Source organism: Paraburkholderia sp. DD10, assembly GCF_049177125.1.
GTDB lineage: Bacteria > Pseudomonadota > Gammaproteobacteria > Burkholderiales > Burkholderiaceae > Paraburkholderia > Paraburkholderia terricola.
On the sequence record NZ_CP185393.1, the window covers coordinates 3,655,135 to 3,680,096 of the forward strand.

The following is a 24,962-nucleotide window of genomic DNA, read 5'->3' on the forward strand; positions in this document are numbered from 1 at the left end:
AGCCTAAGCGGTATTACTGCACGGCCACCGTGCCGAAGTTCTGCCGGCCAAACGGGCTCACGTGATAACCGCTCACGTTCGTGCGCGTGATCGCCGCCGCGGTCGGATAACCGAGCGGAATCCACAGCGCCTGGTCGTGGATGATCTGCTGTGCCTGTTCATACGCCTTCGCACGCTTGGCCTGGTCCGGCGTGGCCTTGCCGTCCGCGATCAGCTTGTCGAGGTCCTCATTGCAGAAGCGCGCGAAGTTGATGCCCGACTTCACCGCGTTGCAACTGAAGAGCGGCGACAGATAGTTGTCCGGGTCGCCGTTGTCGCCGGCCCAGCCCATGAACAGCGAATCATGCTGGCCTTGCTTCGCCTGCTTGATGAGTTCGCCCCATTCGATCACCTTCACGTCCGCCTTCACGCCGATCTTCGCGAAGTCGGCCTGCAGCAGTTCGGCGCCGGCCTTCGGATTCGGGTTCAGCACGCTGCCGTTCGGACGCACCCAGATCGTCGTTTCGAAGCCGTTCGGGAAACCCGCGTCCGCGAGCAGCTTCTTCGCTTTCGCCGGATCGTACGGCCACGCCTTCACCGCCTTGTCGTAGCTCCACGTGTTCGGCGGATACGGGTTCACGGCCGGCGTGGCGGTATTGTCGAACACTGTCTTGAGATACGTGGTGCGATCGAACGCCATGTTCAGCGCGGCGCGCACCTTCTGGTTGTCGAGCGGCTTTTTCTGCGTGTTCAACGCGACGAACGCGGTCATGAAGGCGGGCGTCTTGACGATATCCAGCGACTTGTCGGTTTTCGCGTCGGCGAGATCCTGCGGCTTCGGCGACAGGGCGATCTGGCATTCGCCCGCCTTCACCTTCTGCGCGCGCACGGTGGCGTCCGGCGTGATCGCGTAGATCAGGCGATCGATCTTCGGCTTGGGACCCCAGTAGGTCGGGTTCACGTCGTAGCGAATCACCGCGTCTTTCGTATAGCTCTTCAGTACGAACGGGCCGGTGCCGATCGGCTTCGCGTTCAGATCGACCTGCTTGCCGGCCTTGAGCAATTGATCGGCGTATTCAGCCGAATAGATCGACGCGAAACCCATTGTCAGGATCGGAACGAAGGTCGCGTCCGGCGCGTTCAACTCGAACTTGACGGTGTTGTCGTCGACCTTGGTGACCGCCTTGATGAGCTTGGGCAAGCCCATCGACTGCGCATGCGGAAAGCCGCTCGCGCCCGCCACCTTGTGCCACGGATTGCTGTCGTTGAGCATGCGGTCGAACGTGAACACCACGTCGTCGGCATTCAGCGTGCGAGTGGGCTTGAAGTAATCGGTGGTCTGGAACTGCACGTTCGGACGCAGATGGAACGTGTAGGCGAGGCCGTCGGCGCTCACCTCCCACTTGTCGGCCAGCGCCGGCACCACCTTCTTCGTGGCCTCGTCGTATGAGACCAGCGAGTTGAAGACCACGTCCGCCGACGCATTGGTCGTCACCAGCGAATTGAACTGCACGACATCGAAGCCGTCGGGGCTCGACTCGGTACAGACGGTCAGCGGTTTGGCGAGCACGAGCGCGGGCGCCGTGAACAGTACGGCGGCTGCGAGCAGTTTGAAGCGCATAGGATCTCCCATAACGAGCGCGGTCAGGCAGTGCGTCTTGGTGTGCTTGTGTTCCGGTGGCGGGTGGCGGGTCGTCAAGGGTAGCCGACGCCCGCCTCTATGATTGTGATACGTTTCCGGCGCTGCCGCATGGGTGGATGTCGCCTCCATCGACGCGGCGCGGCCTTCGCGAAAGCTTATCGAAGGGTGCTGGCGGCGACAACCACTTAATCCACATATCCATATGGACGGCGGGACGGCGGGACGGCGGCGCTTATCCCCGCGCGGCGCGTTGCATCAGATAGTCGATGCCCTCGATCGCGCGCACGCCGTACCACGACACCAGTTCGCCATCGATCAGTTCGATACGCTTCCTCGCCAGTCGCGGATCGCGTTTCAACGCATCGCAATGCGCTTGCGTGAAGCGATAGGGTTCGCTGGACAGCAGAATGCGATCGACATCGGCAAGCCACGGAGCATGGTCGAAGTCGAGCGCGGTGAGCACGGGATAGCGAGCGGCGCCCGCCGCACCGCCTCGCACATCGGGCAGCGTGCGCCAGTTGACGAGCCGCAGCATGGCGGCGATATAGGTATCGCGCGCGACGGTCATCCACGGCTCACGCCAGATCAGATACAGCACGTTTTGCGCGGCAAACGTATGCGCTGCGGCTTCATGCAGGCGGTTTTCGAGCGCGTCGCTCAGGCGCCGCGCTTCCTCTTCACGGCTGAAAATCGCACCCAGCAGCGTGTAGAGCGATTGATTGTCTCGCGGCGTGCGCGGATGCGTGACGACGATATGCGGCACGAACGCGCGCAACTGGTCGACGGTATCGCGCTCGTTTTCGTCGACATTGACGATCAGATGGGTAGGGCGCAACGCGCGAACGGCGTCGATATTCACGGCCTTGGTGCCGCCTACCTTGCGCACCTGGCGTACCTTCTCACGCGGATGCACGCAAAAACCGGTGCGCCCGACGATCTGCCTGTCCAATCCCAAGGCAAACAGCAGTTCAGTGATGCTCGGCACCAGCGAGACGATGCGCGCCTCGGCGCTCGCCGGTTCGTGCGCGACGCCGGCTGCATCGACCGCACTGTTCTCCATGGCCTACTCGGTGACGGCGCGCGGCTTGCGCGGCGCGCGTTCGAAAACGCGGTCGTAGAGCCAGCGCGGCAGCACATGCAGCAGCATCGCCGCGATGCGCATTTGCCACGGAAACACCGCAAAGGCGGTTTGACGCTCGATCGCCCCGGCAACCTTCACCGCGAAACGGTCGGCGTCCATCAGGAACGGCATGGTGTACGGGTTGTGCTCGGTCATCGGCGTGCGGATATAGCCGGGCGCGATGGTGACCACGCCCACGCCGTGCGGCCGCATCTCGACGCGCAACGCTTCCAGGTACTTTTGCGCCGCCGACTTCGACGCGCTGTACGCGCCCGACCCCGGCAAGCCGCGCACGCCCGCGACGCTGGCGATGCCGACCAGCGTGCCGCGTTTCGCGGCGACCATCGCGGCGGCGAACGGCTCGAAGGTCGCGACCATGCCGAAGTAATTGATATCCATCACTTCGCGGAACGTGCGCAGGTCGCCGTGGCCGGTGAGCGCGCCGCGGCTGATCCCGGCGTTGGCGATCACGACGTCCGGCAAGCCATGCTGCGCGATGAAGCGCGTGGCCGCCTCGGCGAGCGCCTCGGCGTCGCGAACGTCGACGGCGTAGACAGAGACAGCGTTTTGGGGATGGGACTGTTGGAAAGCCGCGAGCGCGTCGCCGCGGCGGGCGACGAGGCCGAGAATCGCGCCGCGCCGCGCATATTCGGCGGCGAGCGCGAGGCCGATGCCGCTCGACGCGCCGGTAATGAAGACCTTCAACGGTGAACTCATTCCGGCGCCTCGGACATTACATCTTCTTGGCGCGGACCTGCTGCACCAGGTAGTCGAGGACGTCGAGCGTGCCCGTCAGGCTGTTGGTCGCGGCCGGACCCGTCTCATACTTGCCCTGCACCGCCAGCGTCGGCACGCCTTCGATCTTGTAGCTTTCGAGCATCTTCTTGTCTTTTTGCAGCGCGCTTTGCGTCGAGAACGAGTTGTACGCTTCCATGTACTTCTTCGGATCGACGCCGTTCTTCGCGAGGAATTTGGCCTGATCTTCCGGCGTCAGCAGGTAGTTCTTGTTGACGTGGATTTCCTTGAAGATCGTCGGCGTGAGTTTCTCACTGAGGCCGAGTGCTTCGAGCGCGTGGAACATCTTCGAATGCGGAATGAAGTCGTCGCGGAAGGCAACCGGCACGCGCTTGAACACCACGTCCGGGCCTTGCTTCTTCACCCAGCCGTCGAGGTACGGGCCGAATTCATTGCAGTGCGGGCAGCCGTACCAGAAGAACTCGATGACTTCGATCTTGCCGGCCGGCACGTCGGTGGGTTGCGCCGTGGACAGCACGGTGTAGTCCTTGCCCGACACCGGCGTGGCGGGCGCGGCATGCGCCGCGGCGGCGATGAGGCCCAGCGAAAGGAACAGAATGCTCAGCAGTTTTTTCATGTGTTGATGACCCAAGTAGGCGGTAAAGCGGTGGCGCCACGCAATGCCCGTCACCGTTTGTGAATCGGCGTTGAACGTTTTCAGTGTTCCGTTGCCTGTGACACGCGCCGTTCGCCGATAGTTCATCGGCGGCGCGCTCCGGCAAATCAAGGTTTATTGGTGATTGGCGTGTTGCTTCATTGTTTCGTAAAGCGGATCACGGCGGTATCCACGCCCGCGTCGGACAGACGCTGACGGCTCGAATTCATGTCCTCGAACTTGGAGAACGGCCCGATGCGCACGCGATAGTACGTGACACCGCCCGCATCGCGCTGCGTGACCTTCGATTCAAAACCCTGGAACGCGAGACGCGCGCGCTGTTGCTCGGCGTCGGCGGCGGTCTTGTAGGCGCCCACTTGCAGGAAGTAGCCGGTGTTCGCATCGCCCGGCGCCGGCGCCGCGCCCGAACCGGGCTTGGCGTTGGCGGTCGTGGCCGATGACGTGCTCTTCGGCGCGGAGCCCGCGGCGGTGGCGCTCGGCGCGCTCTCGCCCGGCTTCTTCACGGGCGCCGTTGCCGTGCCGTTGTCCGGGGCGGGCTTCGGCGCGATCGCCGTGCCGTTCGCATTGCCGTTATTGGCATTGGACGGCGGCACTTCGACGATTTGCGGTTCTTCCAGCATGCCCGACTGGGTCTGCGCGTTGGTCGCGCCGGGCGCGGTGTTCGGCGGTGCGGGTTGCGCGGCTTGCGGCACCGGCTGGCCCGGCGTCTTGCCTTGCAGCGGACGGTTCGGATCGTATTGCTGCGGCTGGCTCGCGCCGGCATCGGACGCCGCGGGCGGCGCCACCTTCGAGACGAACGGCGTAGGCGCACGGGTGATATACAGCGCCACCACTACCGCGATCGCAAGGCCGACGATCAGGCCCAGCACGATGCCGAGAAAAGTCCCCCCGGTTTGTTTCGATTGCTTTGTTGTGCGGCGTGGTTTTGCCATCGTATGAATCACCTACGAAAAGAATCCTGGAACGGCCGCCGATTATAGCGACGGCCGCATGCATGTTGCGCCGGAGGACTTACATCTTGACGGGAGCGGAGACGCCGATCGTCGCGAGACCGTTGGCCAACACCTGGCGCGTGGCCGCGAGCAGCGCGACGCGTGCATTGCGTTCGGCTGCATCGTCGACCAGCACGCGCTCGGCTCTGTCATTGTAGAACGAGTGGAATTCCCCGGCGAGGTCGCGCAGGTAGAACGCGACCGCGTGCGGCGCGAGTTCATCGGCCGCGTGTTGCAGCATGTCGGGGAATTCGGCGAGCTTGTTCAGCAAGGCCATGGCGCGTTCGCTGGTGAGCGGCGCGACGTTCACGTTGGCGAGCGTGCTTTCGTCCATGCCGTAGCGCGCCTTGCATTCGGCGATGACCGAGCAGATTCGCGCGTGCGCATATTGCACGTAATGCACCGGGTTTTCGTCATTCTGTTTCAACGCGAGGTCGATGTCGAACACGAATTCCGTATCGGCCTTGCGCGAGATCAGGAAGAAGCGCACGGCGTCGCGGCCGCGGCGAATCGTCTCTTCGTCGATCAGGTCGACGGCGGCCTCCGTGCCCGGCGTCGCGCCGCCCGACCATTCGATCAGGTCGCGCACCGTCACATAACTGCCGGCGCGCTTCGAGATCTTCACTTCCTCGCCGTTGCGCATCACCGTGACCATCTTGTGCAGGACGTAATCGGGGTAGCCATTCGGAATGCCGACGCCGAGACCTTGCAGACCGGCGCGCACGCGCGCGATCGTGCCGTGGTGGTCGGAGCCCTGGATGTTGATGACCTTGGTGAAGCCGCGTTCCCACTTGGCGACGTGATAGGCGACGTCCGGCACGAAGTACGTGTAGGTGCCGTCGGTCTTGCGCATCACGCGGTCCTTGTCGTCGCCGTCGTCGGTGGTGCGCAGCCACAGCGCGCCTTCCTGCTCGTAGGTCTTGCCGGCGGCGATCAGCGCCTCGACGGTTTTCTCGACGCGGCCTTCCGTGTATAGCGACGACTCCAGATAGTACTGGTCGAACTTCACGCCGAAGGCCTGCAAGTCCATGTCCTGCTCGCGGCGCAGATAGGCGACCGCGAACCGGCGGATCGCTTCGAGATTTTCGACGTCGCCCGCGCCGGTGACCGGCTCGCCGTCGCTCGCCGCCACCGTGACGCCGTTCAGATAGTCTTTCGCGATGTCGGCGATGTACTCGCCGTTGTATGCCGAAGCCGGCCAGCCCGCATCGCCGGGGGCGAGGCCGCGGGCGCGCGCCTGCGTGGACAGCGCGAGCGTGTGGATCTGCACGCCGGCGTCGTTGTAGTAGAACTCGCGATGCACGTCCCAGCCTTGCGAGGCCAGCACGTTCGAAAGCGCGTCGCCGAGCGCGGCCTGGCGGCCGTGGCCGACATGCAGCGGGCCCGTGGGGTTGGCCGAAACGAATTCGATCAGCACGTGCTTGCCGGCGTCGCGTGGCGAGCGGCCGAACGTCTCTTTCTCCGCGAACACGGCGGCGATCACCGCCTGCTTCGCGGCAGCCGCGAGGCGCAGGTTGATGAAGCCGGGACCGGCCACTTCGGCGGTTTCGATGAGACCCTGGGCGCGCGGCTGCGCGAGCAGCGCGTCGACGATCTGTTGCGCCAGTTGGCGCGGATTGGCGCGCAGCGGCTTGGCGAGTTGCATCGCCACGTTGCACGCGACGTCGCCGTGCGCGGCGACCTTGGGACGCTCCAGCGTGATGGTGGGCGACACGAAAGCGGCTTCGGTCGCGCCTTGGGAGGCTTGCGCCACCTGCTTCACCGTATCGGCGAGCAGTGTTTCGAGAGTGTGTTTATGTGCGGGCAGCATGCTTGTTGCGAGTCCAGTGAGGCAATCCGGTGATGCGGAAGAGGCGCCGGCCGCGCGACGGGCGCAGCCGGTTCGTCAGAAGCGTGGAAAGCGGCGATGTGCCCGCCCGGATTTGCCGGGCGCGCCGGGCACATTAGCGGCGCCACTGGGCACATTGCCTGCGTCGCGGTGAGCGCGGCGTGCGGCGACATGCAAGGGCTGCCGCGGCGGGCAGCAAGCGGTGGCAACAACCGCTTGCCGTTGCACGCAGCGCCTAAGCGGGGTGGGCCAACCGGGCCCAGCCGCGCCGCCTGCGCCATGCCGCGCGCGGCGCATGGCGGCGCGCTTTTCCGTCCAGACGGATTTTAGCAGGTGCTAATATGTTCAATGAGATGCCCGGCAAGGGCCGTGGCCGCCGCGCCTGATCGGCGGGCTAACGTAACGCGCGCCGGCAGTCGTCCACGAGCCGCTCGCGCGTCGATCCAACATAACGAAAAAGGGAACAGACATGCTGATTACTTTCAAATGCCGCGCCTGCCCCGACGTGGTGATGCTGGAGAACCTCGCACAGTATCTGGTCGGCATCATCGGCAAACGCCTTGGCGAGCGGGGCGTCGTTGCCCATGATGAACTGGGCGTGGCGATCGCGAAACTCGAAGCGGCCATCACCATCGACAAGCAGGAACGCGCCGAGCACGACGGCCATTTCCACGAAGGCGAGGAAGGTCACGAGCATCATGAAATTCCGCCGGGACTCGCGCAGCGCGCGTACCCGTTCCTCGACATGCTGCGCGCGGCGCAGAAGGAAAACGCGGATATCGTGTGGGGCCTGTGATCCCGGCGCGATCTCGGTGACGGCGCGCGGCGCGCGTTGCGCCGCTGACGCCGGTGTGCCAATGAAAAGAGCCCGCTGAGTGCGGGCTCTTGTGTTTACCGGACGCGAACAACCGGCCGGCGTGCGCTGCTTACTGGCTGGCGGCCTCCGCCGGGGCCGCTGCCGGCGCCGACGCACCCTTCTTCATTTTCTGCTTCCTGGGTTTCTTGACGTGCTTCACGGTGGGCGGCGAATACGAGCTGACCGCGCTGGAGCCGCCGGGAGCGGCAGGCTGGGCCAGCACCGCCGGGGCGCCCAAGGCAAGGGAAACTGCAGTCAATAACAGCGTCAGCTTCTTCATATGATTCTCTCCGTCGACGATTGCAATTAGATGAGCCGACGCGTTTTTTGGCCGCGTCTGGCGGTAAAAGCAATTCAGTCTACAAAGACGAAAATTACGCCGCCGCAAATATTCAGTGTTTCTCGCCCGATATAGTGGGTTTCACACCACGCCACGCCACGCCACGCCGTGCCTAGAGCAATGGTGCGAGAGCCCGTTCGGCATCGGCCTTCGATAACGACATGCGCTGTGCGTAGTCTTCGAGTTGATCCTGACCGATCTTGCCGACCGAGAAATAGGTGCTGTCGGGATGCGCCAGATAGAAGCCGGAGACGCTCGCCGCCGGCAGCATGGCGAGCGATTCGGTCACCGTCATGCCGATTTCGTTGGCTTGCAGCACGTCGAACATATCGCGCTTCACCAGGTGGTCCGGGCAGGCCGGGTAGCCGGGCGCCGGGCGGATGCCGCGGTACTTTTCCGCGATCAGTTCGTCGTTGGAAAGCGTTTCGGCGTTCGCATAGCCCCACAGGTCGCGCCGCACGCGCGCATGCAGCGCCTCGGCGAAGGCTTCGGCGAAGCGGTCGGCGAGCGCCTTGAGCATGATCGCGCTGTAGTCGTCGTGATCCTTTTCGAACTGCTTTTCCTTCACGTCCACGCCGAGGCCCGCCGTGACCGCGAACATGCCGATGTAGTCGGCCACGCCCGAATCCTTCGGCGCGATGAAGTCGGCAAGCGACCGGTTCGGCCGCATCACGCCGTCCACCACCGGCCGCACGCTTTGCTGACGCAGGTTGCGCCAGGTCAGCGCGACTTGCGAGCGTGATTCGTCCGTGTAGATTTCGATGTCGTCGTCGTTCACCGTGTTGGCCGGCAGCAGCGCGATCACGCCGTTGGCTTGCAGCCAGCGGCCCTGGATCAGGCGCGCGAGCATCGACTTGCCGTCGGAGAACACACGCCGCGCCGATTCGCCGACGATCTCGTCGTTCAGGATCGCCGGGTACGGGCCGGCCAGGTCCCAGGTCTGGAAGAACGGACCCCAGTCGATATAGTTCGCGAGTTCGTTCAGATCGAAGTTCTTGAACACGCGGCGACCGATGAACTTCGGCTTGACCGGCTGATAGCTCGCCCAATCCACTTTGGTTTTGTTCGCACGGGCTTCGGCGAGCGTGACCATCGGCAGCGCTTTCTTGTTGGCATGCTGAAGGCGGATACGGTCGTAGTCGGCCTTGAGTTCGTCGACGTACTTCGCCGCGCCTTCGTCGGAGAGCAGGCTCGACGCCACCGACACCGAGCGCGACGCGTCCGGCACGTACACCACCGGGCCTTCGTAATGCGGCGCGATCTTCACGGCGGTGTGCACGCGCGACGTGGTCGCGCCGCCGATCAAAAGCGGTATCTTCTTGATGCGGAAATGATCGTCGCGCTGCATTTCGGACGCGACGTAGGCCATCTCCTCCAGGCTCGGCGTGATGAGCCCCGAGAGGCCGATGATGTCCGCGCCCTCGACCTTTGCTCTCGCAAGAATGTCGTTGCACGGGACCATCACGCCCATGTTGACCACTTCGAAGTTATTGCACTGAAGCACCACCGACACGATGTTCTTGCCGATGTCGTGCACGTCGCCCTTGACGGTGGCGATGACGATTTTGCCCTTCGCGCGCACGTCGCCGCCGGCGGCGGCCAACTGCTTCTTTTCTTCCTCGATGTACGGAATCAGGTGCGCGACCGCCTGCTTCATCACGCGCGCCGACTTCACCACTTGCGGCAGGAACATCTTGCCCTGGCCGAACAGATCGCCGACGACGTTCATGCCGTCCATCAGCGGACCTTCGATCACGTTGATCGGCCGGCCACCCGCCGCGGCGATTTTCGCGCGCACTTCCTCGGTGTCCTCGACGATGAAGTTGGTGATGCCGTGCACCAGCGCATGCGACAGACGCTTCTCGACCGGCTGATTGCGCCATTCGAGGTTCTCTTCTTTCTTCGCGGCGCCGGTCTTGAACTTGTCGGCGATTTCGAGCAGACGGTCGGTGCCGTCTTCGCGGCGGTTCAACACGACGTCTTCCACGCGCTCGCGCAACTCGGGGTCGAGTTCGGCATACACGCCGAGTTGCCCGGCGTTGACGATGCCCATGTCCATGCCGGCCTGGATCGCGTGGTAGAGGAACACGGTGTGGATCGCTTCACGCACCGGATCGTTGCCGCGGAACGAGAACGACACGTTCGACACGCCGCCGCTCACCTTCGCATACGGCAGGTTCTGCTTGATCCAGCGCGTGGCGTTGATGAAATCGACGGCGTAGTTGTTGTGCTCTTCGATACCCGTTGCGATCGCGAAGATGTTCGGATCGAAGATGATGTCTTCGGGCGGGAAGCCCACTTCGTTCACGAGGAAGTCGTACGAGCGCTTGCAGATTTGCGTCTTGCGCTCGAACGTATCGGCCTGGCCTTGCTCGTCGAACGCCATGACCACGGCGGCCGCGCCATAGCGGCGAATCAGGTTCGCGTGATGGCGGAACGCTTCCTCGCCTTCCTTCAGCGAGATCGAGTTGACGATCGCCTTGCCTTGCACGCACTTCAGGCCCGCTTCGATCACTTCCCACTTCGACGAGTCGATCATGATCGGCACGCGCGCGATGTCCGGCTCCGACGCGATCAGATTCATGAAGCGCACCATCGCCGCTTTCGAATCGAGCATCGCCTCGTCCATGTTGACGTCGATGACCTGCGCGCCGTTTTCCACCTGCTGGCGCGCGACCGCTACTGCTTCGTCGAACTGGTCGTTCAGGATCATTCGCGCGAACGCCTTGGAGCCCGTCACGTTGGTGCGTTCACCGACGTTGATGAAGAGCGTCCCGGAGGTGACGTTGAACGGCTCGAGGCCGGCAAGGCGCATGGTGTGATCGGTCATGGCGTAGGTGCGAGTGATTTGCGGGCGATTGATGCGTCTGTTTCGATGGCGGGAAGCGGCGGCCCGGAATCCGGGCCGCCGTTTTCAGGCTGCGTCGCGGTATTGCGTCGGCCATTGGCGCGGCTTTACTTCAGCCAGCGCCTTGGCGATCGCCGCGATATGCTCCGGCGTCGTGCCGCAGCAGCCGCCGGCGATATTCACGAGGCCTGCCTGCGCGAATTCCTTCAGCAGCCCGGAGGTATCGGCGGGCAACTCGTCGAAGCCGGTGTCGCTCATCGGGTTCGGCAAGCCCGCGTTCGGATAGCACGACACGTAGGTGTCGCACAGCTTCGCCAGTTCGGCGATGTACGGGCGCATCAGCGCCGCGCCCAACGCGCAGTTCAGGCCGAACGTGAGCGGTTTGGCGTGACGCAGCGAGTTCCAGAACGCCTCGACGGTCTGCCCCGAGAGAATGCGCCCCGACGCGTCGGTGACGGTGCCCGAAATCATGATCGGCAGACGCTCGCCGGTGTTTTCAAACAGCTCGTCGAGCGCGAACAACGCGGCCTTCGCATTGAGCGTGTCGAAGATCGTTTCGACGAGGAACAGATCCGCGCCGCCGTCGAGCAAGGCCTTGGCCTGTTCGTAGTACGCCGTGCGCAATTCGTCGAAGGTAACGTTGCGTGCACCAGGATCGTTCACGTCGGGCGAAATGCTCGCCGTCTTGGGCGTCGGCCCGATCGCGCCGGCGACGAAGCGCGGCTTGTCGGGCGTCGAATACTTGTCGCACGCCGCGCGCGCGAGCTTGGCCGACTCGAGATTCATCTCGACTGCAAGCGCTTCCATGCCGTAGTCGGCTTGCGCCACCGTGGTCGCGCCGAACGTGTTCGTTTCGATGATGTCCGCGCCCGCGGCCAGGTATTGCTCGTGAATCTCGCGGATGATCTGCGGTTGCGTGATCGACAGCAGCTCGTTGTTGCCCTTGATGTCGCGCCCATAGTCCTTGAAGCGCTCGCCGCGATAGCGGGCTTCGTCGAGCTTGTAACGCTGGATCATCGTGCCCATTGCGCCGTCCAGGATCAGGATGCGCGACTTGAGCAGCGCGGGCAGCGCCGCGCCGCGCGTGTAGGCGGCGTCGGGACGGGCTGACGGGGCAATTTGAGCAGGCTGGTTCATGGCGGACTTGGGCTTGCGCCGGCTTTTCTCGGGAGCCTGTCATTGTAGCCGCTGCTGCCCGGTTCCGCCGGGCGCGGGCCGGAGCAACCATGCCCGCAATCGGGGCATGCGCCGCGCGGATAACAAAACGGCCCAGCAAGGCAAAAGCCTGCTGGGCCGTTTCATGCTGCTGACCGCCTTATAAGGGCCGCTGGCGGAGCCGGACGGCGCGGTCGATGTAGGTCGCCAAAAACGTTGAGCCGAACCCTGCGGTTAGTGAAGAATGACCGGTTGATGCATCAGGCTGTCGAACTGGCCGAGAAATTCGTCTACTTCGTCCAGCGACGGTTCCTCTTCGATCAGCTTTTGCACGTGCTCGCGAAAACGCGCCGCCATTGCACCGTCGATGTAAATTTCGCGCTGCATGTTTTTATCGACGATCTCATAGCCACCTGACTTCATGGCCAGCGGACCTTCCTGCGGCGGAAACTCGACGACACAATAGTTGGGGCTGTTATAGATCATTTGCATGGCGACACTCCTTATTTCCGTTGGCTCCTGGCCGTTCCTGCGCCATATCTGGAGCTTGTGGTGTGGAATTCAAGGGGTGGGTCCGGGATTGACGCTCCTAAAGGTTCCGAACCTACCGGTTAGACCGGTCTTTCAAGAAACGTTTCAAGCAGTGCAGCAAAACGGTGAGCTTGCTCGACAGGCGCAAGATGAGCGGCGTCGAGTAGTTCGAACTGCGCGCCTTCGATGGCGTCTGCTACCGCCTGTGTCGCAGCAGGCGGCGTGCCCGTGTCGTGGCGGCCCGCCACGGTCAAGGTTGGACAACGTATGGCTCCCAGCTTACTGCGTACGTCGAAATCGCGCAGGGCTTCGCACGCCTTGGCGTAGCCTTCCGGCAACGTATGGCTCAGTACCTCGCTGATCTGTTCGACCGCTTCGGGGTGCGCGGCCTGAAAGCCGGGCGTCAGCCAGCGGCTCAGTGTGGCGGATACCAGCGGCGCCATCCCGTCCTGGCGGGCCGCGGCGGCGCGTTGATCGAAAAGCGCGCGGCCCTCGGGCGGCGTCCCGCCCGTGCTGTCGGCAACGGTCAACGTATCGACGCGCGAAGGGTAGTCCAGTGCGAATTGTTGCGCGACCATGCCGCCCATCGACATGCCGACCAGATGCGTGCGAGGTGCGTCGAGCGCATCGAGTAGCGCGGCGAGGTCGCGCGAAAGGTCGGCGATGGTGAAGGGTTCGCTCGATACCGCGGTTTCTCCGTGACCGCGCAGGTCGTAGCGCAGCACGGTGTAGTCGTCGCGGAAATAGCCGGCGAGCTGGTCCCACACGGACAGGTCGCCGCCGAGCTGGTGGATGAACGTGAGCCAGGGGCCGCCGCCCTCATTGCTCAGCACATAGCGCGTCTCGATGCCGTTGATGTTCACTTGCATACGGGCTCCTTGAAGGGAACGCAGTAGAAGGATCCATTCGCGCGCTGTAGCGGGCGTCGGACGACACGCCGTTACCACATCATACTCAGCGCCGCGCAAACGGTTGGAACTGTTTGTGCGAGCGAGCGTTGACGCGGAAGTTTCGCGATTTGCTCGAGACCCTGCTCGGGTCCCAGGCTTTCAGGGCTTGATGATGCCTGGGTTATTGGCGGGATCGGACGAATCGGCGGGAGCGGGTGGCGCGGGCTCCGGCCCTTGCCCGGACGGAACCGCTGACGCGCCTGAAGGCGGCGGGCTCGCCGAATCATCAGGCGACGCCGTGCGGCCATCGCCAATACCATTGGCTCCTCCCGCATTCGACGAACCGACGGCACCACTGGCGTCGAGCTTGCCGCGCCACACCAGTTCGAATTGCGTGCCGTTCGGCTCGGTCTGCAGGATTCTCGCGGGGAGCCAGCCGAGCGAGGGCGCGAGCCACACGTCGATGCGGCGCCGGTCGCCCTCGCGGCGGGGCAGGCGTTTGAAATGGCGCGTATCGAGGTAGCCCTGAGCGGTGCGGATGGTTTCGTCGCCGATCGTCTCGACCGGCCAGTTTTCGCCGCTATCGCTATCGGCCACGAAGAATTGCCGCGTCACGCCCGGTTGGTAGGCGGCGGGATCGCCACGCACCAGGCTCGCAAGCTGCATCACCATGCTGAAACGGTCTTGCGCGCCGTCGGGCAGCGGCAGTGTGGTCGGCGTGCGCGTAAAGGCGATCTTTTTGTCGACGCGATTGAAGATCGAAATGTCTTCCGCGCGGCGGCCGCGTTTTTCGACGTACTGATCGGGCGCGAGGCCGAATGCGTCGATGCGGCCGTGGCTCGAATAGACGAATGTGCCGACGAACGGCAACGGCACGGAGACGACCATTTCGTAGTTTTGTGCGCTGCTGGACCAGTGGATCGTGCCGGGCTGGTTACGCACGCCGTTGTAGAACGTGTCGTATTGCAGTTCGCCGGATGGCGGAACGGAGAACTTCACGCCCGGTGATGCTTGCGGTGCGCTCGCGCCTGCGGGCGCGCTGGCTGCACCGGCGCCGCTGGCACCCGCATTGGAGTTCGCATTTGCGTTCGCATTGGGGGCGCTTGCCGCGGTGTCCGATGCAGCAGCCGGAGCTTGCGTCGCCGGCTGCAACGCCGTCAGCACATGCTCGCGCGGCTTGCTTGGAACTGCCTTATGCGTCGACGCAGGTGTTGGTGCTTGCTGCGCGGCGGTCGGTTTCCGCTCGATGCGTTCAGGCGTCAGCAGCGCGACCTGCACGGGGACACGCTCGTTATCCGACGGATTCAGCGTCGCGCGGTTGCGCTCGAACCATTGCGCGGCGATCCAGTGCAGAACGGCCACCAGCACGAGAGCCGCAATCCACCGCCACGCGCGCGAGCCGGCGCGCTGCGCGGCGGGCGGCAGGCGGTCGGAGCGGCGGCGTGCGGTGAAGGGTGAGGCCATTTTTTGGCGATGAATGCGTGCGGAAGGAAGTGTCGGGATTGGACAACGCCTGTGGGCATGTGCGCGGCGGCTACCGTGAAAAACCGCCGCAAAAACCGCCGCCGAATGCCGCCGCAAAATGCCGCGAAGAACTGGCGGGCCGCATCGGCCCGCCGAGCCGCGAGGCCGGCAGCGAACGGATTCGACCGCGCCGCCGCAAACGATGTTCCGCGACGGCGAAATCGCACCCACGCCGAAGGCATCGAATCGCGTCAAGCTGGCAACGTCAGCGTGCCGGCCTTATGCCGCGCGGGCTCGAACCCTAGCGGGGCGTCGCACTATACCCCAACTCATACGAGAGCTTCTGCGCGCATTCGCGCAACGCCGTATCGATCTCGCCGCCCCAGCGGATATCGAACGCACCCTCATGGCCCAGCGCCACGATGCCGAGCGCGAGCTCGCCGGTGGAGTCGAACACCGGCATGCAGAAGGCGTGGATGGTCGGCAGCAGCATGCCTTCCACGCGTGCCGCTTCATGCCGCCGCACGTCGGCGAGCACACGCTCGACCTCTTCGTGCGTGCGCGGCCCGCCCATATGGGACGAGCGGCGCGAATCGGCCAGTTCGCGTTCGAGCATCGCCGCCGTCTTGCTCGACGGCAGATACGCGGCAAACAGCAGACCGGTCGCGGAGCCGAGCAACGGCATGACGTCGCCGAGTTTCAGCGATGCCTTGGCCGGATGGCTCGATTCCATCCAGTGAACCATTGTGGGTCCCTGATTGCCCCAGACCGCGATGCCCACTGTCAAGTCGAGCCGCTCGCGCAGTTCGGCGAGCGCAATGCGCGCGAGCTTCACGCCGTCGACGCGCGCGAGCCGCGCAAGCCCCAATTGCAACGCGAAGCCGCCCAGTTCGTAGCGACCCGACAGCGGATCTTGCGCGACCACGCCAAGGCGCAGAAAACTCACCAGATAGCGATGCGCCTTCGCCGGGCTCATGCCGGCGCGTTGCGCCAGATCGCGCAGCATCATGGCGCGCGGCTCGTGGGTCAGCACGTCGAGCAAGCGGAAACCGACTTCGATCGACTGAATGCCCGAGCGCAGTTTCTCCTCGCCGGTCTCGACGCTTTCGTCGTCGGTTTCCGGCGTATCGAGCGGCTCAGCGGAGTCGGCGTTGCTGTGAATCGCGCCGGAGCGGGCAGTTGGAGGCATGAGCGAGGCGCACGGAGCGCGTTTAAACGACGGTGAGAAAGGTGCCTTGATCGGCGTGGCTCGCGGCCGAAACCTGCAGTCGCTTGGGCCGCGCCGATTCACCATCGTAGAATAGATTCCTTCCATCGTCACCAACACGGTTCACTCCCCTATGAAACTTGCCACGCTGAAGGACGGCACGCGCGACGGCCAACTGATCGTCGTGTCGCGCGACCTGCATACCGCGGCCATCGCCGACGCGATCGCGCCCACGTTGCAGCGCGTGCTCGACGACTGGACCTTCTACGCGCCGCAATTGCAGGAACTTTACGAAGCGCTCAATCAGGGCCGCGCGCGCAACACCTTCGCGTTCGACGCGAAGGAATGCATGGCGCCGCTGCCGCGCGCATTCCAATGGGCCGACGGGTCGTCGTATGTGAACCATGTCGAGCTGGTGCGGCGCGCGCGCGGCGCGGAAATGCCGTCCGAGTTCTGGACCGATCCGCTGATGTATCAAGGCGGCAGCGACGACTTCATCGGCCCGAAAGACGATGTGCTGTGCGCGTCGGAAGCGTTCGGCATCGACTTCGAGGCGGAACTCGCCGTGATCACCACCGACGTGCCGATGGGCGCCACGCCCGACCAGGCGCTCCGAAGCGTGCGTCTGATCACGCTCGCGAACGACGTCTCGCTGCGCAATCTGATTCCCGCCGAACTGGCGAAAGGCTTCGGCTTTTTCCAGAGCAAGCCGGCCACCTCGTTCGCGCCGGTCGCCGTGACGCCCGATGAACTCGGCGAACATTGGCGCGAAGGCCGCGTGCATCGGCCGATGATCGTCCACTGGAACGGCAAGAAGGTCGGCCAGCCGGACGCGGGCACCGACATGGTGTTTCACTTCGGCCAGTTGATCGCGCACGCGGCGAAAACGCGCAATCTGCGCGCCGGGACGATCGTCGGTTCGGGTACGGTGTCGAACAAGGACGCGAAGCGCGGCTACTGCTGTATCGCCGAGAAGCGCTGCCTGGAGACCATCGAGCACGGCGCGCCGCAAACCGAATTCATGCGCTACGGCGATACCGTGAAGATCGAAATGTTCGATGAAGCCGGCAAGTCGATTTTCGGTTCGATCGACCAGGGCATCGCGCCGCTGGATTGAAGCGGCGAAAGGGTTTCGCCCGATGCCGCGGCCCCGGCGCGCCGCTACACTGACTGGCGCGGCCGCACGCCTCGGGGTGGCCCGCCGCCGTTCATCGCGAGCGTCGGCGCGCGCGGTACAAACAATCAGCAAACAAGCCGCAAAAAAAGCAGCACGACATCGGCAGTACATCAAAAAACGAAAGACCGACGTGAGGAGACAGCATGCCGCGACTTGAATCCTTTGAACCTGCAACCGGAGACGCTCGCGCTTGCGCCGCGAAAGCCCGCACGGGCAAATCGCGTCTTGCGCTTCAGGGTATCGCCGCCGGACTCGGCGCCGCGCTCGCCGCGTCATGGCCCGCCCTGGCGCTCGCGCAGGTAAAGATCGGCCTCGTGTTGTCGCTGACCGGACCGGCCGCATCGCTCGGCATTCCCGCCCGTGACACGGCCACGCTGCTGCCCAGACAGATCGGCGGCCAGAGCGTCGAATACATCGTGCTCGACGACGCGTCCGACACCACCCAGGCGGTGCAGGACACCAAGAAGCTGATTTCGGAGAATCGCGTCGACGCGATCATCGGCTCCTCGATCACGCCGAATTCGCTGTCGATGATCGACGTGGTCGCCGATGGCGAAACGCCGATGATCTCGCTTGCGTCGTCGGCGAAAATCATCGAGCCCGTGGACGCCAGGCGCCATTGGGTCTTCAAGACGCCGCAGACGGACGCGATGATGGCCTCGGCCATCGCCGAACACGCCAGCACGCGCGGCGTCAAGACGATTGCGTTCATCGGCCAGGCCGACGCGCTCGGCGAGACGTTCTACGTCGAGGTCGCGAAGTTCGCGCAGTTGCATCGCATCAACGTGGTCGCGAGCGAGCGTTTTAACCGCACCGATCCGAGCGTGACCGGCCAGGTCCTCAAGATTCTCGCGACGAAGCCCGACGCGGTGGTGGTGGGCGCCGCCGGCACGCCCGCCGCGTTGCCGCCGAAGACGCTCAGGGAACGCGGCTACAAAGGGCTGATCTATCACAATCACGGCGTCGGCAACAACGACTTCCTGCGCGTGTGCGGCGCCGATTGCAACGGCACGTTCCTGCCCGCCAGCCCGGTGCTGGTGGCCGCGCAATTGCCGGCCGATCATCCCGCGAAACGCCTCGCGCTCGACTACATCGCGCGCTTCGAAGCGCTGCGCGGACCGGGCAGCGTGTCGGCGTTCGGTTCGTACACGTGGGACGCGGGCATGCTGCTCAGCAACGCCGTGCCGATCGCGCTGAAGACGGCCGCGCCGGGCACGCCAGAGTTTCGTCGCGCGCTGCGCGATGCGCTCGAAGGCACGCGCGGTCTCGCGGACACCAACGGCGTGGTCAACATGAGCGCCACCGACCACCTCGGGCTCGATCAACGAGCGCGCGTGATGGTCGAAATCAGAAACGCGAAGTGGGTTTATCAGTCGCGCTGAACGGGTTTTTAGCGCAGCGGTTTCAACCGATGCATCGATCGACGGATTACCTGCCATGTCTCACGCACCCCATCGCAACGACGCGCATTACGCGCACTACCAGGCGCTTCAATTGCACCGCCATCCGCACGGCGTGCTCGAAGTCGTGATGAGCGGCGAGGGCGCGAACCGCAGCGCACTCGCCACCGCCGACGCGCGGATGCATTTCGAGCTCGCGGAAATCTGGCGCGACATCGATCGGGATCCTCAAGTGCGTGTCGCGATCATTCGCGGCGAAGGCAAGGGCTTTTCGGCGGGCGGCGATCTGCAACTGGTCGAGGACATGGCGACCGATTTCGACGTGCGCGCGCGCGTGTGGCGCGAGGCACGCGATCTGGTCTACAACGTCATCAACTGCAGCAAGCCGATCGTCTCGGCGATGCACGGCCCGGCGGTCGGCGCGGGGCTCGTGGCGGGCCTGCTCGCCGATATCTCGATCGCGGCGAAGACGGCGCGCATCATCGACGGGCATACGCGTCTGGGCGTCGCCGCCGGCGATCACGCGGCGATCATCTGGCCGCTGCTGTGCGGCATGGCGAAAGCGAAGTATTACCTGATGCTGTGCGAGCCGGTGAGCGGCGCGGAAGCGGAGCGGATCGGCCTCGTATCGCTCGCGGTCGACGAAAACGATCTGCTGCCCAAGGCCTTCGAGGTCGCGCGCAAACTGGCCGACGGCTCGCAAACGGCGATTCGCTGGACCAAGTATGCGTTGAACAACTGGCTGCGCTCGGCGGGGCCGGCGTTCGATACGTCGCTCGCGCTGGAGTTCATGGGGTTTGCCGGGCCGGATGTGCGCGAAGGCGTGAGTTCGCTGCGCGAGCGGCGCGCGCCCGACTTCGGCGGAGCGGATCCGTGGAGTGGGCGGCCGCAAAAGTCGGCCCGCGGCGCTGCGTCGGACGACGAGAATTCCTGAGGCGCGGCGGCGCGCGGCCTACGCAGCGTATCAAGATGCGCCGGCAAAAAACGGCCACGAGCGAGACGCAAAAGCAGGCGCCTCGCACGGTATCATCGAATCAGACGCGCGCGGGACGGCGCTATTTCCTTCCCTTCAAGCAGCGAGGCGACAAGCATGACCGATACACCTGGCTCCACGCCGCCCTTTCCCGGCTTCCCTGGCTTTCCGCCCGCTGAAATGCTCGACCAGATGTGGGGCATGATGCGGCTCTCTCCGTTCGGCTCGGCTTTTTCCGGCGCGCAACCCGGCGCCGGCCTCGGGCCGTCGCTCTCGATGATGTCCGACATGATGGCGCCGCTCACCAGCGTCGAGGAACTCGACAAGCGCATTACCGACATGCGCGCCGTCGAGCAATGGCTCAAGCTCAATCTGAGCATGTTGCAGTCCGCCATTCAGGCGCTCGAAGTGCAGCGCGCGACGCTCGCCACGTTGCGCGCGTTCGGCGCGTTCGCGCAGGCGTCGATGGAACAGCCGGCTGCATCCGCCGCGCCGAGCCCGTCACCGGCGACCGGCTGGCCGCATTCCGACGCGCCGCGTCCAGCCTCTAGCAGTGCCGGGCCATCGGGGGCATCGTCTCCGGGCGCGGCCGAATCGGCGGGCGATCAGGACGAGGCCCCCGCGACCACTCCCTTCGACGCCTCCGCGTGGTGGAACCTGCTGCAATCCCAGTTCAATCAGATCGCCCAATTCGCGATGACACAGCCCGCGGCGGGCGCCGCAACAGACAGTTCGCCGACGGAGTCCCCGGAAGAGGAGGCGAAAGCGCCGGCGTCGGAAGGCGCGCAACCGCCTGACGCGCGCGAGGAGCCCGAGTCGGTGCCGCGAGCCGCGCCCAGGCGACCGGCGGCGAAGCGGGCATCGACATCCACGAAGCGCGCGGGCAGCGCGAGCGTGAGCCCGCGAGTCGCGAAAAAGTCGGTTTGACGGCGGCAATGAAACGGGGCGCGACTGGCGCGGCCTGACATAGACGACGCAAAGCGCGCAAAAGACGCACGAACGGGCGGTGCCTATTCAATCGAGAACTTCACCGCCTGTCATGGTTTTGCCCCAGATCGTCCACCACACTCGCTGGATCGCGTGGTTCGTTGAGGCAGGTCAATCGGGCACCGCACTTGCGGCCGCTACCGCGAGGGTCCCGTAAAGTCAGCGTGCTATGATTGTGTAAGCTTTATCTGGCTTTTGGGCGTGCGCTGAAAACAACCAATCCAGCCGCCCTTGCTCCATTCGTCGCCGGCACCACCGGCGCAGGGCTGGACGGTGCGGCTTCATCGCAAAACTGGCTCGACCTCAGGCACAGGGTATCCCTCACCCACGGTTGGCCGCGCAGCGCGTCATCAAGATCAGGCGCCCGCGCAAACGCCCGGACTTCTTGCTGCCCGGCGCATCCAGGCAGCCGATTACCGCGTAAAATTGAATGCTTGGCCGGCGAACGGTGCGTTCGTTCGTCGTCAGCAAAAGTGCTACATGTAGTAGTGACAGACACAGACAGTATGCGCAGAACAGGGGTGGGACTATGAACACCATGCTTTATCCGGAACTTTATAAATCGCTCGAATCCGTTCGATGGGACATGGAGAAAGACATTCCCTGGGACAAGTTCGATGCATCGCTCTTGACCGACGAGCAGGCCGCGACGATCAAGATGAACGCGATCACCGAATGGTCGGCGTTGCCCGCCACGGAAATGTTTCTTCGTGACAACCACCACGACAGCGATTTCTCCGCGTTCATGAGCGTGTGGTTCTTCGAGGAGCAAAAGCATTCGCTGGTGCTGATGGAGTATCTGCGCCGCTTCAAACCGGAAATGTGTCCGACGGAAGAAGAACTGCACGCCGTGCGTTTCGAATTCGATCCGGCGCCGCCGCTCGAAACGCTGATGCTGCACTTCTGCGGCGAAATCCGCCTGAATCACTGGTATCGCCGTGCGGCAGAGTGGCACACCGAGCCGGTCATCAAGCATATCTACGAAACCATTTCGCGCGACGAAGCGCGTCATGGCGGCGCTTATCTGCGCTACATGAAGAAAGCAATGGCGCAGACCGGCGACATCGCGCGCGCGGCCTTCGCCAAGATCGGCGTGTTGATGGCGTCGGCGCGCCGCACCGAAAAGCCGCTGCACCCCACCAATCTGCACGTGAACCAGGCGCTGTTCCCGCGCGACACGATTCAGTCGCGTCTGCCGGATCCGGAATGGCTCGAACGCTGGCTCGACGAGCAAATCCGTTTCGACGACGGCTGGGAAAAGAAGGTGGTCGAACGTATCCTGCACAATCTGTCGATCCTGTTCGAGCGCACGTTCAATACGGCGCAGGAATTGAATCGCTACCGCAAGGAAGTGGTTGCGCGCTTGCAGGCCGACCAGAAATCGGCTGGGCAGCCGGCTTGATGGCTGTGAATTCGCTGGCTTGAGTTTGCCGGTATGAGTCGACTCCGGCGGCGCTCGCGCCACGAACAGGTCTTACGGTTTCAAAGAACGGTCCGGCAGGCGTGAGCTTGCCGGACCGTTTTGCTTCGTGCCGCCCAACGTGTATCGTGGCGGCACTTTCCCGTTTCTTTCCGACTCCGTCATGGCTGCTACTTTCGAACGCAAGATTCTCACGCGCGATGCGCTGGTCGAGCTCCGTCCCTCGTTGAGCGCGCCGGTGGTATTTACCAATGGGGTGTTCGATATCCTGCATCGCGGGCATGTCACGTACCTGGCGGACGCGAAAGCGTTGGGCGCCTGTCTGATCGTCGGCGTGAATAGCGACGCCTCGGTCCGCATGCTAGGCAAGGGCGACGATCGGCCTATCAATAACGAGGCTGATCGGATGGCTCTGCTGGCGGCTCTGGAGAGCGTCGATTACGTCGTGTGCTTCGGCGAAAAGACGCCTGTCGAGTTGATTTCGGCACTGCGGCCGGACGTGCTCGTCAAGGGCGGTGACTACGACATGGATGCGTTGCCCGAGTCGGCCATCGTGCGCGGATGGGGCGGGAAGGCGTTGGCGATCCCGTTCGAGCATGACCGCTCGACCAGCGCGCTGCTGAAGAAGGTTCGCACGCAAGGCTGAACGACGCGCTCGCGCGCCGCGCAAGTCTGATGCGCTTACGCGCTGCCTGGCCCCCTTCGAGTGTCTGCTTACTGAGGCAAGGCCGATGCCGCGATCGGCGCGGCCGGCGCCGGGCCGCCGACTACCGGCTGGTCGGCGGCCTGAGCCGGCGTGATGGGTTGAACGCGCAACCACTCCGGATGGACTTGCCGGTTCAAATGGTTAGGCTCGCGTCCTCCGGCTGTGGGCGGGGGCCCGAATACGCCGCGCACCGCGACGAACGCCAGCAGGTTGGCAAGAAAGAGTATGGCGATCAGCCAGCGCAGCATTGTTGTTCTCTCACTCCGAAAATCGGGCCGCCGTTATCTTGATGGGCGGAACTCAGGCGCCGCGTTGCATCGCGCGTTCGGCGGCAATCAGCGCAAGACCGGACAGCACGAGCGAATCGTGGCGAGTATGCGGCACTTTGAGCGCGCTTGTCACTTCATCGGCGGCGCCGCCGCTCACTACCAGACGCACCGGCACCTGCCATTCTTCCTGCAAGTCGCGCCACATCCGCTCGATCAAGCCGGCTTGCGCCAGCGTGCAACCGGCCGACAGCGAACGCGGCGTGTCCGTCGCGAAGAACGGGCCGCGGTGCGCCGCCCGGAGCGTGCCGCCGGCGTCGAGCAGGCCGCGCGCCGCGTCGGCGTCGAGCGTCGGCAGTTGCGCGGTGTGCTCGCCCAGTGAGCGCATCATCAAGGTCCAACCCGGCGCGATCAGGCCGCCGACAAAACAGCCGTCCGCCCGCAACGCCTCCAGCGTGGTCGCCGTGCCGAACGTCGCGATCAGCAGAGGTTCGCCGGGAAACGCCGCGTGCGCGCCGATCATGCCGGCCCAACGGTCGCTGCCGAGCGCGTGCGGCGTGGTGTAGCTGTTGGTCACGCCGCATTGCCGCGCGCAGGCGCGAATCGTCGTGAGCGGCAATTGCGGCCAGTGAGTGGCAAGCAGCGCTGTGATCCGCGCCGCGACGCCATCGCCCGCGACGTTCGATAACCATGCGCTGCCGGGCGTCGGCAAGTTCGACCACTCAAGAGCGTCTTGCGCGCCGTCGTGCGCCAGCGCCCCCGACGCGATCCGCGCGCCGTCCGCCTGCACCAAAGCCCACTTGATGCGGCTATTGCCCGCATCGATCAGCAGATAGGGCGCACCGTTCGTCATGCGGCACCGTCGGCGAGACGCAGCGAGACGTCGCCGGTGGCGATGGCCTGGCGGCCCGCAGCCGTGTCGAGCAGCAATTGACCCCGCTCGTCGACGCCCGCCGCCACGCCGCGCGCCAGTTCCTCGCCTTGCTCCAGCAACACGACTTCGCGCCCCGCGTACGCATGCACGGCGTTCCAGCGCGCCTGGAACGGCGCGAAGCCGTCGGCGCCGAAGCGCTGCAGCGCGGGTTCGAGCGCGTTCAGTTCGGCGGCGAGCGTGTCGGTGAGATTCGCGTTGGGCAGTGCGCGTTGCAGTGCCGTCGGCGCGGTGCCGCGCGCCTGCGGCGGCGTGCCGGCGTTCAGTGCGCCGACCTTGGCCGCCAGTTCGTCCGCGCCCTTCACGTTGGTGCCGATGCCGATCACGACGGCGCTGGCCTCGTCGGTACTCCACGCGGTTTCGATGAGGATGCCGGCCAGTTTGTCGCCTTCGAGCAGCACGTCGTTCGGCCACTTCAGCGCGATCTGGCCGGGACCCGCGACCGGCAGCGAACGCAGCCCGTCGACCAGCGCCACGCCGACAGCGAGACTTAGCCCCGCCAATCCTTCGAGAGGGCGCGGCAGCACGCACGCCACCGAAAACAGCAGCGCATTGCCGGGCTCCGCATACCAGGGCCGGCCGCGGCGCCCGCGCCCGGCCGTTTGCAGATACGCGACCCGCACGATCGGACGCGGCAGCGCGCCGGCCTTGCGCGGCAACGCCTTGACGCGGGTCATGAGGTCGGCGTTGGTCGAGCCGGTTTCCTCGACGATTTCGATCGGCCAGTCATGCGCGTGCGGGCCGAACAGCGCGACGGCGCGCTCGCGATCGATACGCCAGTCGGCAGCCGCGGCGGCCCGGGATGAGGTCTTGTCAGCGTTCATGTCCGGTATTGTAGC

At 64.7% G+C, this 24,962-nt stretch carries 23 protein-coding genes; 7 read left to right on the forward strand and 16 right to left on the reverse strand.

Features of this window, described 5'->3' with window-relative positions; translation table 11 throughout:
* Positions 1–13 precede the first annotated feature (13 nt).
* The 6 genes from ACOCG7_RS31900 to argS all read right to left on the reverse strand — a co-directional run bounded on the left by ACOCG7_RS31900 (position 14) and on the right by argS (position 6,954).
* Positions 14–1,600 carry an ABC transporter substrate-binding protein gene (locus ACOCG7_RS31900; RefSeq protein WP_073429307.1) on the reverse strand — a complete coding sequence of 529 codons (1,587 nt, stop codon included), beginning with the start codon at positions 1,598–1,600 and terminating at the stop codon, positions 14–16.
* A gap of 253 nt (positions 1,601–1,853) precedes the next feature.
* Positions 1,854–2,681 carry a helical backbone metal receptor gene (locus ACOCG7_RS31905; RefSeq protein WP_073429308.1) on the reverse strand — a complete coding sequence of 276 codons (828 nt, stop codon included), beginning with the start codon at positions 2,679–2,681 and terminating at the stop codon, positions 1,854–1,856.
* Positions 2,682–2,684: 3 nt separating this feature from the next.
* A complete protein-coding gene (locus tag ACOCG7_RS31910; RefSeq protein ID WP_073429309.1) occupies positions 2,685–3,458 on the reverse strand; it encodes an SDR family oxidoreductase in 774 nt (257 codons plus the stop codon).
* Positions 3,459–3,474: 16 nt separating this feature from the next.
* Entirely contained in the window at positions 3,475–4,113 is a 639-nt protein-coding gene (locus ACOCG7_RS31915; RefSeq protein ID WP_073429446.1) for a thiol:disulfide interchange protein DsbA/DsbL, read from the reverse strand.
* A 176-nt stretch (positions 4,114–4,289) separates the two neighbouring features.
* Positions 4,290–5,084, reverse strand: a complete 795-nt coding sequence (locus tag ACOCG7_RS31920) for an SPOR domain-containing protein (protein ID WP_073429310.1) — start codon at positions 5,082–5,084, stop codon at positions 4,290–4,292.
* A gap of 79 nt (positions 5,085–5,163) precedes the next feature.
* Complete coding sequence (gene argS / locus ACOCG7_RS31925; protein ID WP_073429311.1) at positions 5,164–6,954, reverse strand: arginine--tRNA ligase; 1,791 nt, start codon at positions 6,952–6,954, stop codon at positions 5,164–5,166.
* A 487-nt stretch (positions 6,955–7,441) separates the two neighbouring features.
* Here argS and ACOCG7_RS31930 point away from each other — a divergent pair, with 487 nt between their 5' ends.
* Positions 7,442–7,768, forward strand: coding sequence for a DUF1840 domain-containing protein (locus ACOCG7_RS31930; protein ID WP_073429312.1), 327 nt, complete (start codon positions 7,442–7,444; stop codon positions 7,766–7,768).
* Between the two features lie 130 nt (positions 7,769–7,898).
* Here ACOCG7_RS31930 and ACOCG7_RS31935 read toward each other — a convergent pair whose 3' ends face one another.
* The 7 genes from ACOCG7_RS31935 to ACOCG7_RS31965 form a co-directional block, all read right to left on the reverse strand.
* Complete coding sequence (locus ACOCG7_RS31935; RefSeq protein ID WP_073429313.1) at positions 7,899–8,108, reverse strand: acid-shock protein; 210 nt, start codon at positions 8,106–8,108, stop codon at positions 7,899–7,901.
* Positions 8,109–8,280: 172 nt separating this feature from the next.
* On the reverse strand, positions 8,281–11,016 hold the full coding sequence (gene metH / locus ACOCG7_RS31940) for a methionine synthase (protein ID WP_268801996.1): 2,736 nt from the start codon (positions 11,014–11,016) through the stop codon (positions 8,281–8,283).
* Positions 11,017–11,082: 66 nt separating this feature from the next.
* A complete protein-coding gene (locus tag ACOCG7_RS31945; protein WP_073429315.1) occupies positions 11,083–12,153 on the reverse strand; it encodes a homocysteine S-methyltransferase family protein in 1,071 nt (356 codons plus the stop codon).
* 252 nt (positions 12,154–12,405) lie between these two features.
* Positions 12,406–12,663, reverse strand: a complete 258-nt coding sequence (locus tag ACOCG7_RS31950; RefSeq protein WP_007179533.1) for a DUF3567 domain-containing protein — start codon at positions 12,661–12,663, stop codon at positions 12,406–12,408.
* Between the two features lie 119 nt (positions 12,664–12,782).
* Positions 12,783–13,571, reverse strand: coding sequence for an alpha/beta fold hydrolase (locus tag ACOCG7_RS31955; RefSeq protein ID WP_073429316.1), 789 nt, complete (start codon positions 13,569–13,571; stop codon positions 12,783–12,785).
* Positions 13,572–13,751: 180 nt separating this feature from the next.
* Positions 13,752–15,056: a DUF3108 domain-containing protein gene (locus ACOCG7_RS31960; protein WP_421378753.1), complete on the reverse strand. Its 1,305-nt coding sequence runs from the start codon at positions 15,054–15,056 to the stop codon at positions 13,752–13,754.
* Between the two features lie 301 nt (positions 15,057–15,357).
* Positions 15,358–16,377: an IclR family transcriptional regulator gene (locus ACOCG7_RS31965; RefSeq protein WP_412534863.1), complete on the reverse strand. Its 1,020-nt coding sequence runs from the start codon at positions 16,375–16,377 to the stop codon at positions 15,358–15,360.
* Positions 16,378–16,396: 19 nt separating this feature from the next.
* On the opposite strand from ACOCG7_RS31965, the gene ACOCG7_RS31970 reads away from it, so the two are divergent.
* From ACOCG7_RS31970 to rfaE2, 6 genes are all read left to right on the forward strand, one after another.
* Positions 16,397–17,380 (forward strand): fumarylacetoacetate hydrolase family protein, encoded by a 984-nt coding sequence (locus ACOCG7_RS31970; RefSeq protein ID WP_073429320.1) that lies wholly within the window; start codon positions 16,397–16,399, stop codon positions 17,378–17,380.
* A gap of 203 nt (positions 17,381–17,583) precedes the next feature.
* A complete protein-coding gene (locus ACOCG7_RS31975) occupies positions 17,584–18,822 on the forward strand; it encodes an ABC transporter substrate-binding protein (RefSeq protein WP_073429321.1) in 1,239 nt (412 codons plus the stop codon).
* A 55-nt stretch (positions 18,823–18,877) separates the two neighbouring features.
* Positions 18,878–19,774 (forward strand): enoyl-CoA hydratase/isomerase family protein, encoded by an 897-nt coding sequence (locus ACOCG7_RS31980; protein ID WP_073429322.1) that lies wholly within the window; start codon positions 18,878–18,880, stop codon positions 19,772–19,774.
* Between the two features lie 156 nt (positions 19,775–19,930).
* Positions 19,931–20,740, forward strand: a complete 810-nt coding sequence (locus ACOCG7_RS31985; protein WP_073429323.1) for a PhaM family polyhydroxyalkanoate granule multifunctional regulatory protein — start codon at positions 19,931–19,933, stop codon at positions 20,738–20,740.
* Between the two features lie 589 nt (positions 20,741–21,329).
* Positions 21,330–22,202 carry a ferritin gene (locus ACOCG7_RS31990; protein ID WP_073429324.1) on the forward strand — a complete coding sequence of 291 codons (873 nt, stop codon included), beginning with the start codon at positions 21,330–21,332 and terminating at the stop codon, positions 22,200–22,202.
* A gap of 181 nt (positions 22,203–22,383) precedes the next feature.
* Entirely contained in the window at positions 22,384–22,866 is a 483-nt protein-coding gene (gene rfaE2 / locus ACOCG7_RS31995; protein WP_073429325.1) for a D-glycero-beta-D-manno-heptose 1-phosphate adenylyltransferase, read from the forward strand.
* A gap of 68 nt (positions 22,867–22,934) precedes the next feature.
* Here rfaE2 and ACOCG7_RS32000 read toward each other — a convergent pair whose 3' ends face one another.
* From ACOCG7_RS32000 to ACOCG7_RS32010, 3 genes are read right to left on the reverse strand one after another with little or no spacing between them, the layout of a single operon-like run.
* Positions 22,935–23,174, reverse strand: coding sequence for a hypothetical protein (locus ACOCG7_RS32000; protein WP_073429326.1), 240 nt, complete (start codon positions 23,172–23,174; stop codon positions 22,935–22,937).
* Between the two features lie 52 nt (positions 23,175–23,226).
* The gene (locus ACOCG7_RS32005; protein WP_073429327.1) at positions 23,227–24,045 is read right to left on the reverse strand and encodes a type III pantothenate kinase; all 819 of its coding nucleotides are present in this window, start codon (positions 24,043–24,045) and stop codon (positions 23,227–23,229) included.
* On the reverse strand, positions 24,042–24,947 hold the full coding sequence (locus tag ACOCG7_RS32010; RefSeq protein WP_073429328.1) for a biotin--[acetyl-CoA-carboxylase] ligase: 906 nt from the start codon (positions 24,945–24,947) through the stop codon (positions 24,042–24,044). Before ACOCG7_RS32010 ends, ACOCG7_RS32005 begins: the two co-directional genes overlap by 4 nt.
* Positions 24,948–24,962: the final 15 nt, after the last annotated feature.

Excerpts from the sequence above, each read along its gene's own strand:
- ACOCG7_RS31900 (WP_073429307.1), bottom strand. The coding sequence starts at position 1,600 with ATGCGCTTCAAACTGCTCGCAGCCGCCGTACTGTTCACGGCGCCCGCG.
- ACOCG7_RS31905 (WP_073429308.1), bottom strand. The coding sequence starts at position 2,681 with ATGGAGAACAGTGCGGTCGATGCAGCCGGCGTCGCGCACGAACCGGCG.
- ACOCG7_RS31910 (WP_073429309.1), bottom strand. The coding sequence starts at position 3,458 with ATGAGTTCACCGTTGAAGGTCTTCATTACCGGCGCGTCGAGCGGCATC.
- ACOCG7_RS31915 (WP_073429446.1), bottom strand. The coding sequence starts at position 4,113 with ATGAAAAAACTGCTGAGCATTCTGTTCCTTTCGCTGGGCCTCATCGCC.
- ACOCG7_RS31920 (WP_073429310.1), bottom strand. The coding sequence starts at position 5,084 with ATGGCAAAACCACGCCGCACAACAAAGCAATCGAAACAAACCGGGGGG.
- argS (WP_073429311.1), bottom strand. The coding sequence starts at position 6,954 with ATGCTGCCCGCACATAAACACACTCTCGAAACACTGCTCGCCGATACG.
- ACOCG7_RS31930 (WP_073429312.1), top strand. The coding sequence starts at position 7,442 with ATGCTGATTACTTTCAAATGCCGCGCCTGCCCCGACGTGGTGATGCTG.
- ACOCG7_RS31935 (WP_073429313.1), bottom strand. The coding sequence starts at position 8,108 with ATGAAGAAGCTGACGCTGTTATTGACTGCAGTTTCCCTTGCCTTGGGC.
- ACOCG7_RS31945 (WP_073429315.1), bottom strand. The coding sequence starts at position 12,153 with ATGAACCAGCCTGCTCAAATTGCCCCGTCAGCCCGTCCCGACGCCGCC.
- ACOCG7_RS31950 (WP_007179533.1), bottom strand. The coding sequence starts at position 12,663 with ATGCAAATGATCTATAACAGCCCCAACTATTGTGTCGTCGAGTTTCCG.
- ACOCG7_RS31955 (WP_073429316.1), bottom strand. The coding sequence starts at position 13,571 with ATGCAAGTGAACATCAACGGCATCGAGACGCGCTATGTGCTGAGCAAT.
- ACOCG7_RS31960 (WP_421378753.1), bottom strand. The coding sequence starts at position 15,056 with ATGGCCTCACCCTTCACCGCACGCCGCCGCTCCGACCGCCTGCCGCCC.
- ACOCG7_RS31970 (WP_073429320.1), top strand. The coding sequence starts at position 16,397 with ATGAAACTTGCCACGCTGAAGGACGGCACGCGCGACGGCCAACTGATC.
- ACOCG7_RS31975 (WP_073429321.1), top strand. The coding sequence starts at position 17,584 with ATGCCGCGACTTGAATCCTTTGAACCTGCAACCGGAGACGCTCGCGCT.
- ACOCG7_RS31980 (WP_073429322.1), top strand. The coding sequence starts at position 18,878 with ATGTCTCACGCACCCCATCGCAACGACGCGCATTACGCGCACTACCAG.
- ACOCG7_RS31985 (WP_073429323.1), top strand. The coding sequence starts at position 19,931 with ATGACCGATACACCTGGCTCCACGCCGCCCTTTCCCGGCTTCCCTGGC.
- ACOCG7_RS31990 (WP_073429324.1), top strand. The coding sequence starts at position 21,330 with ATGAACACCATGCTTTATCCGGAACTTTATAAATCGCTCGAATCCGTT.
- rfaE2 (WP_073429325.1), top strand. The coding sequence starts at position 22,384 with ATGGCTGCTACTTTCGAACGCAAGATTCTCACGCGCGATGCGCTGGTC.
- ACOCG7_RS32000 (WP_073429326.1), bottom strand. The coding sequence starts at position 23,174 with ATGCTGCGCTGGCTGATCGCCATACTCTTTCTTGCCAACCTGCTGGCG.
- ACOCG7_RS32005 (WP_073429327.1), bottom strand. The coding sequence starts at position 24,045 with ATGACGAACGGTGCGCCCTATCTGCTGATCGATGCGGGCAATAGCCGC.
- ACOCG7_RS32010 (WP_073429328.1), bottom strand. The coding sequence starts at position 24,947 with ATGAACGCTGACAAGACCTCATCCCGGGCCGCCGCGGCTGCCGACTGG.